At 40.3% G+C, this 17,408-nt stretch carries 19 protein-coding genes and 1 pseudogene; 11 read left to right on the top strand and 9 right to left on the bottom strand.

Going from position 1 to position 17,408, the window contains the following annotated elements; genetic code table 11:
- Positions 1-123: 123 nt before the first annotated feature.
- From DTA23_RS26050 to DTA23_RS31015, 9 genes and pseudogenes are all read left to right on the top strand, one after another.
- Entirely contained in the window at positions 124-1,704 is a 1,581-nt protein-coding gene (locus DTA23_RS26050; RefSeq protein ID WP_112376455.1) for a Na+/H+ antiporter, read from the top strand.
- A gap of 338 nt (positions 1,705-2,042) precedes the next feature.
- Positions 2,043-2,654, top strand: coding sequence for an RNA polymerase sigma factor (locus DTA23_RS26045; protein WP_112376454.1), 612 nt, complete (start codon positions 2,043-2,045; stop codon positions 2,652-2,654).
- Between the two features lie 118 nt (positions 2,655-2,772).
- The gene (locus tag DTA23_RS26040; RefSeq protein WP_123870228.1) at positions 2,773-3,930 is read left to right on the top strand and encodes a FecR family protein; all 1,158 of its coding nucleotides are present in this window, start codon (positions 2,773-2,775) and stop codon (positions 3,928-3,930) included.
- A 293-nt stretch (positions 3,931-4,223) separates the two neighbouring features.
- Positions 4,224-7,385 carry a SusC/RagA family TonB-linked outer membrane protein gene (locus DTA23_RS26035; RefSeq protein ID WP_172462518.1) on the top strand — a complete coding sequence of 1,054 codons (3,162 nt, stop codon included), beginning with the start codon at positions 4,224-4,226 and terminating at the stop codon, positions 7,383-7,385.
- Between the two features lie 17 nt (positions 7,386-7,402).
- A complete protein-coding gene (locus DTA23_RS26030) occupies positions 7,403-9,124 on the top strand; it encodes a RagB/SusD family nutrient uptake outer membrane protein (RefSeq protein WP_164466431.1) in 1,722 nt (573 codons plus the stop codon).
- 31 nt (positions 9,125-9,155) lie between these two features.
- A complete protein-coding gene (locus tag DTA23_RS26025) occupies positions 9,156-10,037 on the top strand; it encodes a BACON domain-containing protein (protein WP_112376450.1) in 882 nt (293 codons plus the stop codon).
- 24 nt (positions 10,038-10,061) lie between these two features.
- On the top strand, positions 10,062-10,964 hold the full coding sequence (locus DTA23_RS26020) for an SGBP N-terminal domain-containing protein (RefSeq protein WP_146753210.1): 903 nt from the start codon (positions 10,062-10,064) through the stop codon (positions 10,962-10,964).
- A gap of 100 nt (positions 10,965-11,064) precedes the next feature.
- On the top strand, positions 11,065-11,301 hold the full coding sequence (locus DTA23_RS30035; RefSeq protein WP_370445175.1) for a DUF3472 domain-containing protein: 237 nt from the start codon (positions 11,065-11,067) through the stop codon (positions 11,299-11,301).
- Positions 11,193-12,050, top strand: a pseudogene (locus DTA23_RS31015) (DUF3472 domain-containing protein). The gene DTA23_RS30035 and the pseudogene DTA23_RS31015 overlap by 109 nt, the downstream one beginning before the upstream one ends.
- A gap of 222 nt (positions 12,051-12,272) precedes the next feature.
- On the opposite strand, the gene DTA23_RS26000 reads toward DTA23_RS31015, so the two are convergent.
- The 9 genes from DTA23_RS26000 to DTA23_RS25960 form a co-directional block, all read right to left on the bottom strand.
- Positions 12,273-12,539, bottom strand: a complete 267-nt coding sequence (locus tag DTA23_RS26000; protein ID WP_146753209.1) for a hypothetical protein — start codon at positions 12,537-12,539, stop codon at positions 12,273-12,275.
- Between the two features lie 24 nt (positions 12,540-12,563).
- A complete protein-coding gene (locus DTA23_RS25995) occupies positions 12,564-12,782 on the bottom strand; it encodes a hypothetical protein (RefSeq protein ID WP_112376444.1) in 219 nt (72 codons plus the stop codon).
- Positions 12,748-13,071, bottom strand: a complete 324-nt coding sequence (locus DTA23_RS25990; protein WP_112376443.1) for a hypothetical protein — start codon at positions 13,069-13,071, stop codon at positions 12,748-12,750. The genes DTA23_RS25995 and DTA23_RS25990 overlap by 35 nt, the downstream gene beginning before the upstream one ends.
- Positions 13,072-13,254: 183 nt before the next feature.
- A complete protein-coding gene (locus DTA23_RS25985; RefSeq protein WP_112376442.1) occupies positions 13,255-13,518 on the bottom strand; it encodes a hypothetical protein in 264 nt (87 codons plus the stop codon).
- A 137-nt stretch (positions 13,519-13,655) separates the two neighbouring features.
- Positions 13,656-14,057, bottom strand: a complete 402-nt coding sequence (locus DTA23_RS25980; protein WP_112376441.1) for a hypothetical protein — start codon at positions 14,055-14,057, stop codon at positions 13,656-13,658.
- Positions 14,058-14,065: 8 nt separating this feature from the next.
- The gene (locus DTA23_RS25975; RefSeq protein WP_112376440.1) at positions 14,066-14,269 is read right to left on the bottom strand and encodes a hypothetical protein; all 204 of its coding nucleotides are present in this window, start codon (positions 14,267-14,269) and stop codon (positions 14,066-14,068) included.
- A 4-nt stretch (positions 14,270-14,273) separates the two neighbouring features.
- Complete coding sequence (locus tag DTA23_RS25970; RefSeq protein ID WP_228459743.1) at positions 14,274-14,570, bottom strand: DUF3408 domain-containing protein; 297 nt, start codon at positions 14,568-14,570, stop codon at positions 14,274-14,276.
- A gap of 1 nt (position 14,571) precedes the next feature.
- Complete coding sequence (locus DTA23_RS25965) at positions 14,572-14,979, bottom strand: DUF3408 domain-containing protein (protein WP_112376438.1); 408 nt, start codon at positions 14,977-14,979, stop codon at positions 14,572-14,574.
- A gap of 1 nt (position 14,980) precedes the next feature.
- Complete coding sequence (locus tag DTA23_RS25960) at positions 14,981-15,748, bottom strand: nucleotide-binding protein (RefSeq protein WP_112376437.1); 768 nt, start codon at positions 15,746-15,748, stop codon at positions 14,981-14,983.
- Between the two features lie 717 nt (positions 15,749-16,465).
- On the opposite strand from DTA23_RS25960, the gene DTA23_RS25955 reads away from it, so the two are divergent.
- Positions 16,466-16,675 carry a hypothetical protein gene (locus tag DTA23_RS25955; RefSeq protein WP_112376436.1) on the top strand — a complete coding sequence of 70 codons (210 nt, stop codon included), beginning with the start codon at positions 16,466-16,468 and terminating at the stop codon, positions 16,673-16,675.
- A 343-nt stretch (positions 16,676-17,018) separates the two neighbouring features.
- Positions 17,019-17,330, top strand: a complete 312-nt coding sequence (locus DTA23_RS30820) for a DoxX family protein (protein ID WP_112376435.1) — start codon at positions 17,019-17,021, stop codon at positions 17,328-17,330.
- Positions 17,331-17,408 lie beyond the last annotated feature (78 nt).

Genomic DNA, 17,408 nt, shown 5'->3' with positions numbered 1-17,408 from the left:
AAAGATGCAATAACGCTGCACTATATAGAATTGCACATTATTTTAATGTGCAATTCTATATAGTGTCGAATTAGTTGTAGGATACTTCTACACGATCAAGTTTAGGAATATTATTTTTGCAAAATGGAAGAAAAATTTATTTTTTATCTGATCCTTGCAGTATTGATTACTCTTTTGATTATTCTGGCAAGAAAGATCAGGATCGCTTATCCTATTTTACTGGTATTGGCAGGATTAGCTGTTAGCTTCATTCCCAGTGTCCCGGTTATAACAATTGATCCCGAGCTAATTTTCATTATATTCCTACCTCCCCTGCTCTACGAATCAGCATGGAATATTTCATGGAAAGAGCTGTGGAAATGGCGCAGGATTATCAGCAGTTTTGCCTTTTTGGTTGTATTCTTCACTGCCTTCGCAGTTGGAGTTACCGCTTGGTATTTTATTCCCGGTTTTACCCTGGCCCTGGGTTTTTTATTGGGTGGAATTGTATCGCCGCCGGATGCCGTAAGTGCGGGGGCAATTCTTAAAAATGTGAAAATACCCAAAAGTTCCGCCGCTATCCTGGAGGGCGAAAGCCTACTGAATGATGCTTCGTCATTGATCATATTTCATTTTGCCATAGCCGCAGTAATGACCGGACATTTTGTTTGGTATGAAGCTTTGGGAAGCTTTTTCTGGATGGTGATCGGTGGCGTGGGAATTGGTATTCTGACAGGAAAAATCTTTATGGAAGTACATAAAAAACTGGATACAGATGTTAATATAGATACCATTTTAACGCTCATTGCTCCCTACATTATGTACCTTGCGGCTGAAGAAACTCACGCTTCCGGTGTATTGTCTGTTGTATCGGGAGGACTGTTTCTGTCCTATAACCAGCATAAGTTTTTGAGCAGTTCTTCCAGATTACGGACAATAAGTGTGTGGAACTGCCTGGGCTTTATACTAAACGGTACAGTCTTCATGATGATCGGTCTTGACCTTCCCCAGATTATTGCAGAGCTTGAAAATGTAAGCATTTCAAAAGCTATCGGATATGGTGTCTTGATTACCGGCGTTGTAATACTTATCCGGTTTATCTCTTCTTATGCCGCCGTAATTGCGACATTCATTGCAAGAAAATTTATGACGGTCGCAGCTGCCCAGAACCACGGATGGCAATTCCCGGTTTTCTTTGGCTGGTCAGGGATGCGCGGAGTGGTTTCTTTAGCTGCAGCACTTTCTATTCCGGTTTATATGGATAACGGTCAGCTTTTCCCGGAAAGAAGCCTCATTTTATTTGTCACTTTTGTAGTCATCCTATTAACTCTTGTTGTTCAGGGATTAACTCTCCCCCTTCTCATTAAAAAACTGAACTTACCTTCCGAAGAAAACGAAATGTCCGAAGAACAGATCAGCGCCAGTCTTTTTAAGGAAATGACAGTGGAAACTGTCCATTACCTCCAGGACAAATACGGTGATAAAATCCAGGATTATCCCCATGTCATGAACATGGTAGCAAAGTGGGAGAAAAAATATAATGATGTCGAAAATGTATGCCGAACTGCTCCGTCCAAAAATCTCTATATAGATCTTTTGGAATTTCAAAGACGATGGCTGCTGAAAAAAAATGCAGAATACAAAGATCTGGATGAGGATATAATAAAAAAACATCTGATGCGTCTTGATCTTGAAGAAGAAAGACTACAATATTCATCTTTCTAGGATTGTAGTATAGTATTTCTTATTTATTGATCTTCTTAATTACAGGAATCAGTGTCGCACTGATTCCTGATAAGTTGCCGTCCACGGTTTTAACATCTTCAACTTACTGGGAAACTAGTTTGTCAGTACCTGTGACCATCTTTGTTTATTAAGAGAACTATCTTCATTATCCAACATACCAACTACTAAATTCAAAAAGTTTTCAACAGGATAAAGCATTATCGGAAAATATTGTACAAAAGAGAACGGTAAACATTAACACGCAGAAAAGAAAAATCAGGCAATAGCAGTTTTCCGTTATTTATTTTTTAACTTCGTTCTTGAAAAACTGACCAAATATGAAAACTATCCCACCTATAGATGAAAAGGGATTACTTTTGAGGCTTCATAAAGGAGATAGATACGCTTTTGAGCAATTATATAATGCGTATAAAAAAAACATCCTTGGTCATTTACTTTTTCTATTTAAATCCGAAGAACTAGCGCAGGATATCGCTCAGGAAACATTTATGGCTGTTTGGGAAAGTTGCCGGCAGATCGATCCTGATAAAAACTTTAAATCCTACCTTTATACGATTGCTACCAATAAAGCATATGATCTATTTCGGAAGGCCAATTCTGATAAATCTCTTTACGATACGTTGGCTGTGGTTACCGAACAAAGCGACAATCACGTCTATGATAACATTATCAAAAAGGAACGTTCTGAACAGCTACACCAGATATTATCCAAAATGCCCGCACAACAGCGACTTGTATTCCGAATGGCAAAGTTAGAAGGATATAGTTATGAGGAAATCGCGAAACAAGTCGGTATCACCCGCCATACTGTCAACACCCATATAAAACGTGCAAACGCTTTTCTGAAAGAACAAGTTATCAAGAATCCTGAATTATTTCTACTTCTCATGGTATTGAGCTGTACTACCCAAGCAAACAAGCTGCATTAGATATAAAAAAATATTCAGCTGTATATCAGTATTTTAAATATTTTATCAATATAATTTTATATTGTTGTACCTCATTTTTCTTTTTGATCCGTATAACTCTATAAAAGCAGGAGGATTCTTGAAACCTAAAGATATAACTATATTATTTGAGAAATATTTGGCCGGATCTGTGACGCCGGAGGAGTTAGCAAAACTGTTGAGTTACTTTGAATTGGACGAACATAGTGATAAGCTTAAGGAATGTATCCTTTCCCAGCTTGAAAAACCTATTCCAGATATTATTTCACAGGATAAAATTGATCGATTGGCTCAACAGCTGGACAGTACTATCCTATTATCTCAGCCTATTAGGAAAGGTCCCGCCCGCATGCATAGATTAATCCGATGGTTACCTGCCGCTATGTTAATTGCGGTTGGAGCAATCTCTTATCTGTTGTGGACAAAAAAGGATGGAACATCTCAGCACAATATTGTCAGAACAGAGATACTTTCTGGCACAAATCGAGCTACTCTTACACTAGATGGAGGTAAACCTATACATCTAAGCGAATCGGAGGCAGTCCTTACAAATGGGAAAGGTTTTATCGGTTACGGCGATGGTAGATCACTTATTGCTTCTGATACGGTTAAATGGGTGACCGTAACCACACCAAGGGCCGGACAATATCAGCTGGTATTAGAAGATGGCACCCGCATCTGGCTTAATGCAGATTCAAGAGTAAGGTATCCTGCTCGATTTACCGGTAATGAGCGGCGTATATCAGTCAGTGGTGAAGTATATCTGGAAGTTGCCAAAAGCCAGGTTCGCCATTCTTTTATTGTTGAAACCAGCAGGCAGATTATCCAGGTATTGGGTACCAAGTTTAATGTGAAAGCATATCCCGAAAGTGAAATCCAATCAACTACGCTATTGGAAGGTGCTGTAAAAGTGAAAAGCAAGAAATATAGCAAAATACAGATTTTAAAGCCCGGTCAACAGTTAAAAACATCCATTGATGGACTAACATCGCTACAGCAAGTGGATGCCGAAGATTATGCTGGGTGGACAAATGGGCAAATTATGCTGAATAGCCTGACGCTGAGCGAAGTGACCCGAGAATTGGAACGCTGGTATGATGTGCAATTTGAGGCAATACCAGATGGTATTGCGCAGAAAAAAGTATTTGGATCACTCAAACGTAACCTACCTCTAAAAGATGTGTTAAAAGCCTTGGAAGTAAACTATAATATAGCATTTGCAGTAAATGAAAGGAGGGTATATATAAAAAGAAAATAAGATTAAATAGAGGAACGGCCCTCTGTCAGAAACAGAGCTGTGGTGCTCGAACACCACAACTCCGCAGTAGGCCAAAATGTAATAAAATGAACTGATTTATGACAAGTAACCTTAACAAATGTATGGATAAATTTATTCATGCCAAAGGATGGTATTCCAATTTACTGTCCCGAGGTGTTTTCTTTAAAATCCTGAGTATGAAACTAACGATACTTCTATCTTTGTTTTTTTGCTTACAGGTGACCGGAAAAACGGCAGCCCAAATTATTAACCTAAACGTGAAATCAGCTTCAATGAAGTCAGTTTTGCGTAATATCCAAAAACAGACAGATTATTCGTTTGTGGTTCAGGAAGAACTTTTGGAAAAAGCCAATCCCATCACCATTAAGATTGAAGGGAAGCTTCTAGGAGAAGCTTTATCTCTTCTTTTTGCCAGTCAGCCACTTGACTATGATATCTCGAATAAAGTTATCACCCTGACAGAAAAGAATAGTGTCGTAACGGATAAAAACCTAAACCTGTCGAATAAGATATTGCAACAGGAGATCTTTCGGGGACGTGTGACCGATGAGAAAGGACAACCTCTGCCCGGAGCTACGGTCAAGGTTAAAGGCAGTAAAATTATGGCTGTAACTGATCAGGGTGGCTGGTTCGAACTCACAGTATCTCAAGGCAACGCTATAGTGGAAATCGTCTATGTCGGTTACCAGACACAGGAGTTACGCATCCGCGAATTGAAAGGCCCTGTCGTTCTTCGACCGAAAGAATCTATGCTCGACGAAGTGGTTACTGTAGCATATGGTACACAAAAGAAAAGTTCGGTTACCGGATCCATAACAACGCTAAAGGCGAAGGAACTAACCACAGTAACTTCTCCTAATGTCAATGGCATGCTACAGGGTAAAGTCGCGGGGGTACAGGTATTAAATACGTCCGGTAGACCGGGCGATCCTGCTGTAATCCGTATCCGTGGAAAAAGTTCGCTAGGCGGAGATAATACCATCGAACCACTATGGGTAATAGATGGGGTAGTTTCGGGAACAGGAGCACAATTAAATCCCAATGAAATCGAGAGTATCTCCATCTTGAAAGATGCTTCGGCTACGGCATTATATGGATCGCGTGCCACAAATGGTGTCGTGCTTGTAACGACCAAAAGTGGTCGTACGGGAGAAAATACCATTGCTGCAAGCTCCAAATTTGGTATAGCCACACAAAATCTCGGAAATTTCCACTTAATGGATGGTCCTGAACTGTATGCATATTCAATCGCAATGAAGAACGCTCTAAAGGATTATCCCTGGTTAAGCGACAAGGACGCATTGCTTTCCCATAATACGAACTGGTTTAATTTTGCCACACAAACCGGTACGACACAAAACCATACAGTTTCACATACTTTAGGAACAGAAAAAGTACGCAATTTCTTGTCTTTCGATTACTATAAAGAATCGGGAACGGTAAGAGACTATACATTCGACCGTATAAGCTTTAGGGATAATATAGATTATTCATTCAACGACAAGCTGAAAGTTTATCTTAAAGTTGCCGGAAACTATAGGACTACGGACGACAGGCAGCAGAGTATCTATAGCGCAATGACTTATTTACCTTGGGATTATCCATTTAATCCCGATGGATCTGTACGTACCGGGAAAGAGACCGGAATGGGAACAGCATTGGACTGGCATGGCCGGGATATGGACAATTATCTTTATAACAACCAGTTTAATTATGAAAAAAATAAACAGATCGGTATCAACGGCAATTTTGGATTTGATTACCGGCTAACGGATTGGCTGACCTTCGAGTCGAATAACAGTATTGGGTTTCGCTTTTCCCGCGGTATGGTTTATACCGATCCGCGTGCGATCGGTTCGGAAGCAACCGGTGGAGCTATCGAAAATAAGGAAGATCTGGCGACAACACGATATACAAATCAACTGTTGCGTTTTTCTCGTGTTTTTGAAACAGTACACAGCATAAACGCTTTCCTGGGCTACGAATACAGTGATTATTTGTATGAAAATACAAATGCAATCGGACAGTCTATACCAATAAATAGTGAAGTCCTTGACGTGGCGGCAAAAGCTTATAGCGTGAAAGGCACCAAATATGAAAATGCAACCCGATCAATGTATTTTAATACAAATTATGTCTATGATAATAAGTATAGCGCACAATTTTCTTTTCGCCGCGATGGTTCTTCAAAATTTGGGCCCCAAAATAGATACGGCAATTTTTGGACCGTCGGAGCTGCCTGGTCAATGGAAAAAGAAGATTTTATAAAATCCCTGTCTTTTGTAGATCTTCTTAAATTAAGATTCAGCTATGGTTCCATCGGTAACTCATCCAGCTTAGGAAACTATTCTTACCTGAGTGTCTATGCGCTCAACCGCAACTATGTAGGTATTCCAGCGGCATTCCCAAATGTACTTGGAAACTCTGGCCTCGCATGGGAAAAGGCATACGAAACAAATTTTGCTGTTGATGCGAGTTTATTCAAACGTTTAAATCTTACTGCTGAATATTATGTCAAAAACACTTCGGATCTCCTGTATTCACGCAAGCTAAGTGCGCTGACAGGCTACAATAGCCGTTATGAAAATATCGGGGCATTAAGAAATGACGGGATCGAAGTAAGTCTTTCAGGCGATATTATTTTGACAGATCGATGGAAATGGTCTCTAGGCACAAATTTTGGCTACAATAAAAATCGAATTACGGAGCTGGCGAATGGGAATGCCGATCAGTTTCCCGATGATACGAGTAACAAAATTTTTCGCGTAGGTGAAGACCGGGATACATATTATCTGCCGGAATGGGCGGGAGTAGATGTTTACACCGGAGCACCGCTTTGGTATGCTTATGATCCGCAAACTGGCGCCCGCTCGGTTGTAACTGATCGTGCAAAGGCGACCCGGGTACTGGCAGGATCATCTACACCTAAATTTACAGGTGGCATAAATTCAAGCTTATCCTATAAGCACCTTACACTATCCGCAATAGGTGTTTTCGCTTCAGGAAACAAGATTTATCATGCCGCTCGTCAATTTTATGACAATGATGGTGCTTATCCCACATACAATGCCATGAGTCTTTCTTCCAATAAAGATTGGGTGAGATGGCAGCAACCCGGAGATATCGCTACGCATCCCCAGGCTGTGTCAGGGGGAAACAGTAGTTCCAATGAATTGTCTACCCGCTATCTTGAAGATGGCAGCTATTTCCGATTATCAAATGTCACTTTAGCTTACGATGTATCTTCAGCATTATTGCAGAAAATCCGTTTGAAAAATGCACGATTTTATGTGACTGGAGAAAATCTGTGGACATTGACCAAATTCTCGGGAGCAGATGTAGAAGCCGGCATAGGCAAAAGCAATGGAACCTATGCGACTGATATCTACCCAACAGTACGTCGATTTTCGTTGGGCGTCAACTTTAGTTTTTAATTATGAAATATATCCAGATGAGACTTAACATAAAAAATATAAAAGTAGGATTCGCGGGATTACTTGCTGTCGTTTTATTGGATGGATGCAAAAAACTCGACAGGTTTCCTTATGATTCGATCTCCGATGATAATATCTCGGTCGGCAGTGCAGAATCGATTACACGCGGTACCTATGCGAAGATGAAAGAAGAGTACTATTACAAGACGATCCATCAGATAGGTGAATATGGCGGCGACAATGTATCGCTTTCTGGGACCACTTCCGATGAGCTGTTCAATTTTTATCGTTACACACGCAGTGCAAATAGTTATTACACGGCACGCGTGTGGCTTTTTACTTACCAGATGATAGGTAGCATAAATTCATTGTTACCGGTATTGGAAAACTATGCGGCTCCTGAGGCAGAGAAGGAATCTATCAATCATCTGATCGGCGAAAATCTGTTGCTCCGTGCGTCGGCATATTTCAATTGTAACAATATCTTCGGCCGTCAATATCTGGATGCCGGAGGTGCCAATAACAACCTAGGTATTCCTATCAAAACAACCAATGATATCGATTATTTCCCGCCAAGGAGTACCGTAGCGCAGGTCTATGACCAAATTTTGAGCGATGCAACGCGGGCAGCGTCCTATATGAAAAGATCAGGTTCGACACTCCCCAAAAATAACAACTACGCTTCTCAGGAGGTTGCCTGGGCTTTCTTGTCACGGATCTATTTGTATATGGGCGATTGGGAAAAGGCCGGGCTGTATGCAGATTCTGTAATTAATTCAGGCAGGTATTCATTATTACAGGGAGAGGCATACCAAAAATATGCACAACATGTCCCAGAGGCAAATTCGGAAACTATCTGGTGTATTCGGATGGTGAAAGATGCTGATTTCAAAGATTATTTTATGGATGAATATTCAGTGGGTGCTATGTATTCGACAATCGATCAAGTGGGCTGGGGTGAAATGTACCCTTCCGAATCGTATCTTAATTTATTGCGCCGAAATCCAAATGATCTTCGCTTTAGTTTTATCAGTAATCAGCCCCAAAGCGGCCAGGACCTGTGGATGATCTATGTTGTCGGTAATGAGACAGCCAAGACATATAATTACGTATGGAAGAAGGTTCAGAGATCGGGCAATGATTATACCATTGTACAGGATGCTAACCAGTATAGTAGCCCTACCGTACAGAAAGAAACCACCGCAGAAGGAAATACACAGTATTATGTCATGTCTGGCGGTACACGCTATAATGTATGGATAGAACCAGCGCTGATCGATAGAAATGGTTATCCTAAAAGATATATTATGAAATGCTCATACCAGGAGCAGCAATCCCAGCTATATTCCCCGGTATTGTTCCGTCTGGCAGAGATGTACCTGACACGTGCCGAGGCAAAGTGGCATCGCAACGATTTTTCAGGAGCCGTGGCTGATCTGAATGTGATTCGTACGCGGGCAAATGTGCCGCTGAAAACTGTCGCGCAAGCAGGTACTAATGCGGAGATACTACAGTGGATACTGAACGAGCGCCGGCTGGAACTTGCATGGGAAGCGCAGCGAAAATATGATATATTGCGAAATCAGCAAGTCATCGATAGACGCTATCCAGGATCACACCTGACAGGCACAAACTATCCACTTGAGATTCTGCCAACAGATCCGCGCGTTGTGGAATATATACCGCAAAGTGAGATTGACGCGTATCCGATTCCGCTGACACAAAATCCTGTCAATTAAGACATTTATAGACTTATTAACAAGACCTTATATGAAGAAGATATTTTTATTGGCTGTTATCTTTACGCTATTATTTTCATGTAGCAAAGACCGTATCGCTATCCCACCGAGCGTAATGGTTGAAGAGGCGGACCTGACCTTTGTCGGGGATGGCGAAACTTATCTCAATCGGGTGTACAGCACCGTATATCCGTTAGAAGTAGAAATTCCCGAGGTTGCCCGCGAATGGCTTTCCATTAATGTCAAAGACAAATATTTGGAGATTACTACGCAACGTAATAGTTCGATCAGTCCGAGATCAACAGTCATTACACTCAAGGTTCCCGGACGGAGTACAACCATGCAGATAAAACAAAGTGGCTTACCTACCCGCAAACTGCCTATTACAAGTGCTGTGGCTTCATCCGAGCAACCGGATGGACCGGCATCCTGGACGATCGATGGGGATTATGTTTCAATGTGGCATAGCCGGTATTCGACAAACAGCACACAAGGACAAAATCATACAATTTCATTTTCATTAGAACCGGGTGCAGAAAACCTGGATATGATTGTGCTCTACCCCAGAACAGAACCAAGGAAAAGTAACGGTCGTTGGGGACAATATCTTATCTATGTAAAAGGAGATGGTACTGATACAAATAGTACAGTGCCCGGAAACGATGATATCTGGAAAGAGAATAGCCTGGGATCGGTGGATTCAGAAGGTTACAAATTGATGTATAAAGGTGATGAAACCCCTTATTTTGCCCTGCCGCATGTAAGCAGTATTGTCTTGCCCGTATCTGTGAAAAATCCGACCAATGTAAAGATTGTAATCAAAGGTGAGAATTATCTCGACCCGAACGCAGGTGCCTCTGTTGGTGGGTTTGCAGCATTGGCGGAAATAGAGCTTTTTGGAAAAATAAATTAAGTTTTGAACATATCTAAAAATAACATGAAGATATTTAGATTCCATTGCATTATAGTGTTGGTATTATGTATCCTATCCATTGGACTGGGAAGCTGTAAAAGGCTTACATACCCCGACCTCGACAAACCGGATCCAAACCGCCCCGGTATAAACGATATTGTGGCTTTCAATATTGATATAACTCAGTTTCCCGAATATAAAGATGGAGATAAGGTCGAGACGAATATTGTACCCGATAAAGATTCTGTCTATGTGATGGTTCCTTGGTATGTGGGTAAATTGCTTCGTCCCAATATTGAAGTCTCTTCCAACGCAACTGTTGCCCCTATTTCGGGCAGTGTGACGGATTTTTCGCAGGAAAATATTGTCTATACAGTACGCGCAGCAAATGGTAACAAAAAAGAATGGAAAATAGCATTAAAATGGTTGGAAGAACCTGAGCCGTTTCCACGAAATGAGACGCAACGCCGGTTTGAAGGTGAAACACCCAAATATAAACCCATTAAGTTTGGCCTCTGGGGAAATGCTTATAGTTCAGGTTCAGGTTTAGGTCTCAGCCGTAGTGGGAACGCGACAACCGGCTACATTCAAAATAATAACAGCGGACCTGATCCTACCGGGGTACATACGATCTACTTTGTCGCACGTCATGCTGGAGAATTGCAGCTTGCGTTAGCAGGCCGTACCGGTAGCGGTGGTACCTCGCCGAACGGCGAACAGATCAATGTAAAGGCATATATCAATGGGTTGCCTGCAAAGGATGATAATGGGACAACTGATTACAATCATAGCTACCGTTTGATTGGCAAGACAACCGCTACTGATACAGTGACTCTACATCGTATCATTATCCCTGAAATTCCTGCAGGAAACGTCGGGGTACAGGTAAAATTGGAGATTCGTGGGGTAGGTTTTACGCCCAGGTAGTGGAAATAGTTCATATTACTATCGCTTTTATGAACTTTGGCTCAACGGATGGGCTACCAGAGGAGATCAGGGTGCACTATTTAATGGCAAAAAGACCGGAATTAGTTTCTCTTATGCTACACCAAGAGACGGAATTGCTGCGCCATCCATCCACATGAATATGACCGCACCGACAGGCAATATGGAATATTTCTATACTGAAGTCACGGTACCTCCAGGAGGAGATCCATTATATACATATTATATGACCTCCGGCAATGGACAGGGGATACGCTGGTATACAGACCAAACTCGGCAACAGAGCGTCGGTTCCTGTTCTCGATATGGGCGGCAATAGAGGAGTCTGATCCTTCTGCATTAAAAGTTAAGTATAATCCCAAAATTGTTCGGGTATGTAATCAGCCACAGTATAGACCTGGTATTACATATTCGGTGTTTGGCGGTGAAGGTACCGGCGGGCAGAGTTATCTGAATGTTAAGTGGGAAACTGGTAAAACTTATAAAGTTTTACTTCGTATCCGCCCCCATCCTGACCAGGTACGATTTCCTAATTCAACTTTGTATAAGGCTTGGTTTCACAACGGTACCGAATGGATCTTTATGTGCGAATGGAGACGGCAGGAAGTACTACTGGAGATAAAGGAGTCACACAATCGACAGTTAAGGGACCATACTGGTATACAAGCGCGGGGCATTTTATAGAGGATTTTTAACGGACAGATGGGAGCCGCTGAGCATAAAGCTTACTTTACAAATCATTGGTTTATCACCGATCAGGGGCAATACGTTGAGCCTATTAACTATATCTTCACCGGAGACCAGGCGCAAGGAAGAGCCGATGTTGCTGGTGGTGTGATTTCATCCGGTGAATATGCCAATGCTATATATATGAGATCGGGTGGTTATTTTACCGACTACACCTCTTTTACCAATCCTTTTACTAAGCCTTCCCCTGCTATTAAGCCACAATTGGATCTGATAGCGTTGAATGCAATGGGAACCGATGACCCAAGTGTCGATATAAAATATCCCCTGGAGAACGATATACCGAAAAATAGACCATCTATCCGAAAAACGAAATGTTAGGATATTTATAATAACTTCTCAGAAGGAAGCGATACGCGATGTATCGCTTCCTTCTCATTAACTTAAGTCCAACAGTAGAATCTTTCGTAGCAAAAGTTTTTAAAAAAATCCAAATTTCCCATTCACGGATCTTTAACTAAAGGAATTCGTACATCACCGTTATCTAATTAGTTGTTAACCAAGTTTATAAACTCTTAGCATAAAGCTATATCCTTAAAGATTCTATAATTTCCGCCCCTTTTTATTTTCTTTCCTTTTATCTCTTTCTTTAACTGCTTCCCTGATAGGTTGTTTAATCCTGTTTTCCCATATCAGTTTATCGATTCCAGACTTATTCCAGGGGACCAGCTCGGCTTTAAAGTCAAGTTTCAGGCCTGTTTCTTTTAGATCTTCTATTTCACGCCAGCCATGTCTTCTGTTCCATCCCACAGGATCAAGTGTCCTCACATGAGGAATTTCAACAAAAATTAAATCTGTGGGATAATCCAATATTTTTATCCCACTCCCGATCACCTATTTTATAATTTTTGGGATCGTAAGGAAAGCATAGACATTTTTATCCTCAACATACCAATCCTCCAGATCGTCAAAACGTATACCCACTGATGAAAAATCGTCCTTGGGCCTTAAAAGATCGATACGTGCATCTGCGTAAAAGATGTGGTCGCCAATTTTAATCGTGGGAAGTTCACCATACTTAATTCGTCTTGTCAGTACCTCCTGATCGACCATAAGTTTCAAAATCGGTCAGCAAAAGAATTTCCTCAACAGCTTTATTATATTTCTCTGCCATCTGCTGTGGAGCCAGCGTAACAAATTGAGGAGGCTTTATACAAATGGTCATCCCTGTTGATTTATCGAAATGATCAAAAAAGTATCCTTCTTCACCCAGATCACTTATATCCTCTAATGTGTAACGATTGTCAGGGTTGGCTCTTTCTCGAAATTCGAATTTCTGTATATCAACAATAAACTCGATTCCATAATCGGATCTGTGTAGATCCGGTAGTTCTTTTTCCATAGCTCAGCGTTTATCATTTTTATTAATTTTATTGCTGAGCTAAATTCAGCGTGAAATCGCCGACTTTTGAAGACGACAAACAATCGCGACACTATTATTCCGAACATTTCCTATCCAATTTCCGAAATTGAGAGGTTCAAATCCCCTACCCTTTTTCGGGATTTAATTGGGGACTGTGCCTCTTTATTTTTCCAACCCTTTCAATGCGACCTCAGATAAAATCTGGCCAACCACTTCTTTTATCGGTAAGGGAACAGAAACTGACCGATCTTGCTGTATGCCTTTTTTATTGGTCACTTCTGATAGCCAATCAATATAATTTCTGGCATCTTCCATATTAACAGGTTCCATTTTCCGGTAGCCTATGTTTTTTGAATCATCAAGTCCGATGTAAAATCCATAATCGGGAAAATCAAGCTTATCATAAACAATGATAATATTGTCCATTGATTTTTGTGACACATTACTTTTTATGACTGGCTATTATCCGGCCTTTGTATTCTTCTATTATATAGTCAGGATCATCCTTTGCTATCATAGCTGCTTTTTTTATTATTACTAATTAGTGCATTAAAAATTCAGTATCAGATAAAGTCCCCGATATCAAAATTGTCCAGGGCATTATTCTGGTTCTCTTTTGGAATAACATTATGTTTTTCAGATAACGACTTATCTAAAAGTCTGGCAATCTTCTGAGAAGCCCCATCAATGGACTGTTGCATCATCGCTAGAAACTCCGTTCCCTCAATTTTTTGGATAATGTCACTTGTTTCCTTTTCCTGGGCTGCATCCAGATTCTCCTGCTGCAACAGGTTTCCAACTTTTGTCAGTTCATTTAAAGAGACTGCCTGTCCAAACCGATCATCATCCGCTGGAATATTATCGATATCGTCAGGTTCCTCATTATTAAAGTTTGAGGCACTTTCTTCTTCCCGTTCATTTCCGGTTGAATCATTGTTTTCCTGATCCGCCTTTTTTGCTAACATCTGTTCGATTAACTTTTCCTGTTGGCAAGCCACACCGGTCCTTTTTCTTTTTCAGGAATTGTGACCTTCCCAATGACATCGGGTTCCGCTTCCTGCTCAACATTCCGATCTATTTTGCGCTGAGGATTGATGAACCTAACCTTGTCAACCAACAACAGTATAATCACGATAATTAGGCAGAACAATATTACAATCTGTATTAAAGCTTCCATGATCTTAAAAAAGTGGCTTAGATTTGTCGTTAAACTCTTTGACGAGCATTTCTTCAAAAAGCGTGAAATGATGCCTCAAAATATTATCCAGTAGCGCATACAACGGTATTCTATCCTCACCGATCACATTGGCGATCCTGGCTAATCTGGTATGATGCTCGCTGCTGACATAGATGCTCTTATCGCCACGTTTATCCATCAAAATATCTGACAGGAAAAGTGATTCGTAATTCACATTTTCATAAGTTACCTGCTGATGTACTTTTACAGTAACTTCAACCTTTTTCTGTTGCTTTTTCATCTTATAAAATGGGTTTAAATTTTTTATTGAAATAATCGGTAATCTCATCACCATATTCTCTAAAATGATTTTCCAGTATATTATCTATATAGGAATACAGAGTGATTTTGTCCTCACGGGTCAACTGAACTATGCGCAGGAGCCGTTCGTGATATTCAGACCGTATATAGACAACCTTTCCACTCCTGCCGGTTGGAAAACGGTTGACAAGGAACAAATCTTCGTAATCCATTTTTTTACCGGATCTTGGTCTGGACTTCTCAACTTTAGCCGTGGGCATTATATCTTTATCGGTGCTTTTCTCCGGATCTGCCGCTGGCAAAGGCTCATCGCCACTCATAATGCTCATCAGGTACTCCTCATCTATGATGGGTTTCTCAAATTCTTTACGATCTTTCTTTATTGCCATCTCAGATATGAATTATTTTTAAAAATTCTTTAACAAATTCATCTACACGCGTAGCTTTCAAAATCTGTAAGTCGGCAGGCAGCAGTGTGGACTTGAAAACATAGCTTCCTGTGTCATCAATTTCTTTCCGAAACCGCTTACTGTCCATGATCCTTGTTGCCATACTCTTCAGTGATAATCCCTCTATTACAGTTTGATAAGAATCATAAAGACCTGTCTTTTCCCTCCCGTCAACCTGGTTCCAGAATAGGAATAAGGATTGCTCAATGACATTTTTATTCTGCGCCGGAAGTTTCAGGAAAACCTCACTGAATGCCAGTGTACTCTCAACGACCAGTCGGTCTGCAGTAATTGGCGAAAAAATGTAGTTCATGCCCTTTAAAGCACCGATAACGCCCTGTGTATTGGCAGTTCCGGGGAGATCGAAAAAAATAATATCCGGCCTAACAGAGCTTGTCTCACAATAATCAAAAGCTTTTTCAAGCGCATTTTCCGCCTTACACTTTATGATCGGATAAGCCTTCTTATTTATGCTATGGAATTGTTTAACAGCCAGTTTTTTATGGAAATCACTTTCCATAATGCTACGCTTATCTCTTTCACGCATACCGAGAAGGCTGTGCTGCGGAAAATCGCAATCCAGTACCACGATATTATATCCAAGACGATAATGCAAAACGCTCGCAAGAAGAATCGTCATTGTCGATTTACCAACTCCGCCCTTTTGCGCATAAATGCTTACCTTTAAGGTTTCTTTCTTTTTTTCCATATTATATCATTTTATAGCTTCCTAATTTTAAAGTTGTATCAAAGAGCAACTGCCTAACTTTACAGATGCATCGTAAAATATGTGTTTAGTCAGTTATAAGGATTTATAAAGGCCCTTACATATAGACTTACATCTTACTTGTAAATCATTCATACTTCTTAGAATTTCGTAGGCTGGGTAAACGATCTTCCAATATTTATGACTTCAAATTTTACCGTTTCTATGCTTTTACGCTTTTATAGTTTTATGCTTTTATAGTTGCAAAACCTAACACTTTTATGCTTTTATAATTAATTGCTTTGCAAGTGGGTAAATTAACCATAGTTCCTTCCCACATGCTCTATACAAAAGAAGGCAACTGTATGGGCAGTAAAGCAGAAGCTTTACTACCTTTCCTCCTTTTACCTACGGTTTCCGAGAACTCTTTATGATTCGAGCTTTATTCTACACTTTCTCATATCTGTTCCCAAGAACAGAGCAAGTTGTGTTTTGAGTGCCTCAAAACTCGTTTTGTGCCCCAAAACTACTTGCTCTGCCGAGGACTGAAAACGCTCTCCAAAGTCGAGGGTTTTTGTGAATTAAAATTGATTTGTGATTACTGAGCTGTATTTACGGAATGACATTTGTAGACCACAAAAATCTGAAACGATATGGAACGGCTCAACCTAAGCAAAGGAACCGTCATCAAAAACTTTTAATGACTATGGGAACAATAACATGAAGCCCGATATTAAGGAACCAGCTGGATTACAACCCAAACTATCTACATCAAATGATCCAGATCTTCCTGCGAAAGAAACAAATCATTTGTTCGACTTCTTAACTACGGATAAACGTGGAGACAGTTTGATTGAAGTACTGGGCGGTTCACTGCACGAAGCCCAGAGCGAAGATTACGAAAAACAAGATTTTGCCTATGATGAATAGGAAGCACAAACGCAGAAGAGAATAGATATAACTTAAAATCATCAATCTACAATTCAGTTAACAGCATCACTTTTTATTATATTTGCATATTCTAGCACAAATAGAACCATCAATGGAAGATATCAATCTTTGGTTAGACCAACCTAAAAAGGGTTAACCAGTAATTAGGAAATATAGGATTTTGTCACTCAAAATCATTTGGGGAGCATCCTTGATTTTTCAAGGCTTCTTGTTATGCTCATCCATTAAAGTTTTCAATAGCATATTTTTTTAATTACTTAAAGACCAAAAATGAATACAATTTTGTGGATAATACAGGGACTTCTATCTCTATTTTTTATAAATGCCGGGCTTTGGAAAAATTACCGGAAGTAAAGAAAAACATGTCGCAGATGGACATTTAAAATCCGAGAGTTCAATCATACCAATCCGAATATTAGGAGTTCTTGAATGGTTAGGCTGTATCGGCATTATAATCCCGTGGCTTATAGATTTTGCACCGATACTGACACCTATGTCAGCAACGGGCTTTTGTTTAATTATGATAGCAGGTATGGTTGTTCATACTAAAAAACAAGAATACAAAATGCTCCCCATGTTGATTGTGGTTTTTATACTGTCAGCAATTGTGGCATACTTTAGGTTTACAGTATAGTCATCGCAATTAAAAATATCAACAGGTTATTGAGCTTACGGAAGTGCAATTAATACCTATTAGCACTTCCGTTTATGA

The organism is Sphingobacterium multivorum, from assembly GCF_900457465.1.
Taxonomy (GTDB): Bacteria; Bacteroidota; Bacteroidia; order Sphingobacteriales; family Sphingobacteriaceae; genus Sphingobacterium; species Sphingobacterium multivorum.
Note: the sequence above shows the minus strand (reverse complement) of the source record. Positions and strands in the feature narration are given on the sequence as shown.

Bases quoted from the DNA above. Each gene is read 5' to 3' on its own strand.
- DTA23_RS25965 (WP_112376438.1), bottom strand. From the start codon at position 14,979: ATGGCAATAAAGAAAGATCGTAAAGAATTTGAGAAACCCATCATAGAT.
- DTA23_RS26025 (WP_112376450.1), top strand. From the start codon at position 9,156: ATGAAGAAGATATTTTTATTGGCTGTTATCTTTACGCTATTATTTTCA.
- DTA23_RS26045 (WP_112376454.1), top strand. From the start codon at position 2,043: ATGAAAACTATCCCACCTATAGATGAAAAGGGATTACTTTTGAGGCTT.
- DTA23_RS25975 (WP_112376440.1), bottom strand. From the start codon at position 14,269: ATGGAAGCTTTAATACAGATTGTAATATTGTTCTGCCTAATTATCGTG.
- DTA23_RS25995 (WP_112376444.1), bottom strand. From the start codon at position 12,782: ATGGTCGATCAGGAGGTACTGACAAGACGAATTAAGTATGGTGAACTT.
- DTA23_RS26030 (WP_164466431.1), top strand. From the start codon at position 7,403: ATGAGACTTAACATAAAAAATATAAAAGTAGGATTCGCGGGATTACTT.
- DTA23_RS25990 (WP_112376443.1), bottom strand. From the start codon at position 13,071: ATGGAAAAAGAACTACCGGATCTACACAGATCCGATTATGGAATCGAG.
- DTA23_RS25970 (WP_228459743.1), bottom strand. From the start codon at position 14,570: ATGAAAAAGCAACAGAAAAAGGTTGAAGTTACTGTAAAAGTACATCAG.
- DTA23_RS25985 (WP_112376442.1), bottom strand. From the start codon at position 13,518: ATGGACAATATTATCATTGTTTATGATAAGCTTGATTTTCCCGATTAT.
- DTA23_RS26035 (WP_172462518.1), top strand. From the start codon at position 4,224: ATGAAGTCAGTTTTGCGTAATATCCAAAAACAGACAGATTATTCGTTT.
- DTA23_RS25955 (WP_112376436.1), top strand. From the start codon at position 16,466: ATGAAGCCCGATATTAAGGAACCAGCTGGATTACAACCCAAACTATCT.
- DTA23_RS26020 (WP_146753210.1), top strand. From the start codon at position 10,062: ATGAAGATATTTAGATTCCATTGCATTATAGTGTTGGTATTATGTATC.
- DTA23_RS25960 (WP_112376437.1), bottom strand. From the start codon at position 15,748: ATGGAAAAAAAGAAAGAAACCTTAAAGGTAAGCATTTATGCGCAAAAG.
- DTA23_RS30820 (WP_112376435.1), top strand. From the start codon at position 17,019: ATGCCGGGCTTTGGAAAAATTACCGGAAGTAAAGAAAAACATGTCGCA.
- DTA23_RS25980 (WP_112376441.1), bottom strand. From the start codon at position 14,057: ATGTTAGCAAAAAAGGCGGATCAGGAAAACAATGATTCAACCGGAAAT.
- DTA23_RS26050 (WP_112376455.1), top strand. From the start codon at position 124: ATGGAAGAAAAATTTATTTTTTATCTGATCCTTGCAGTATTGATTACT.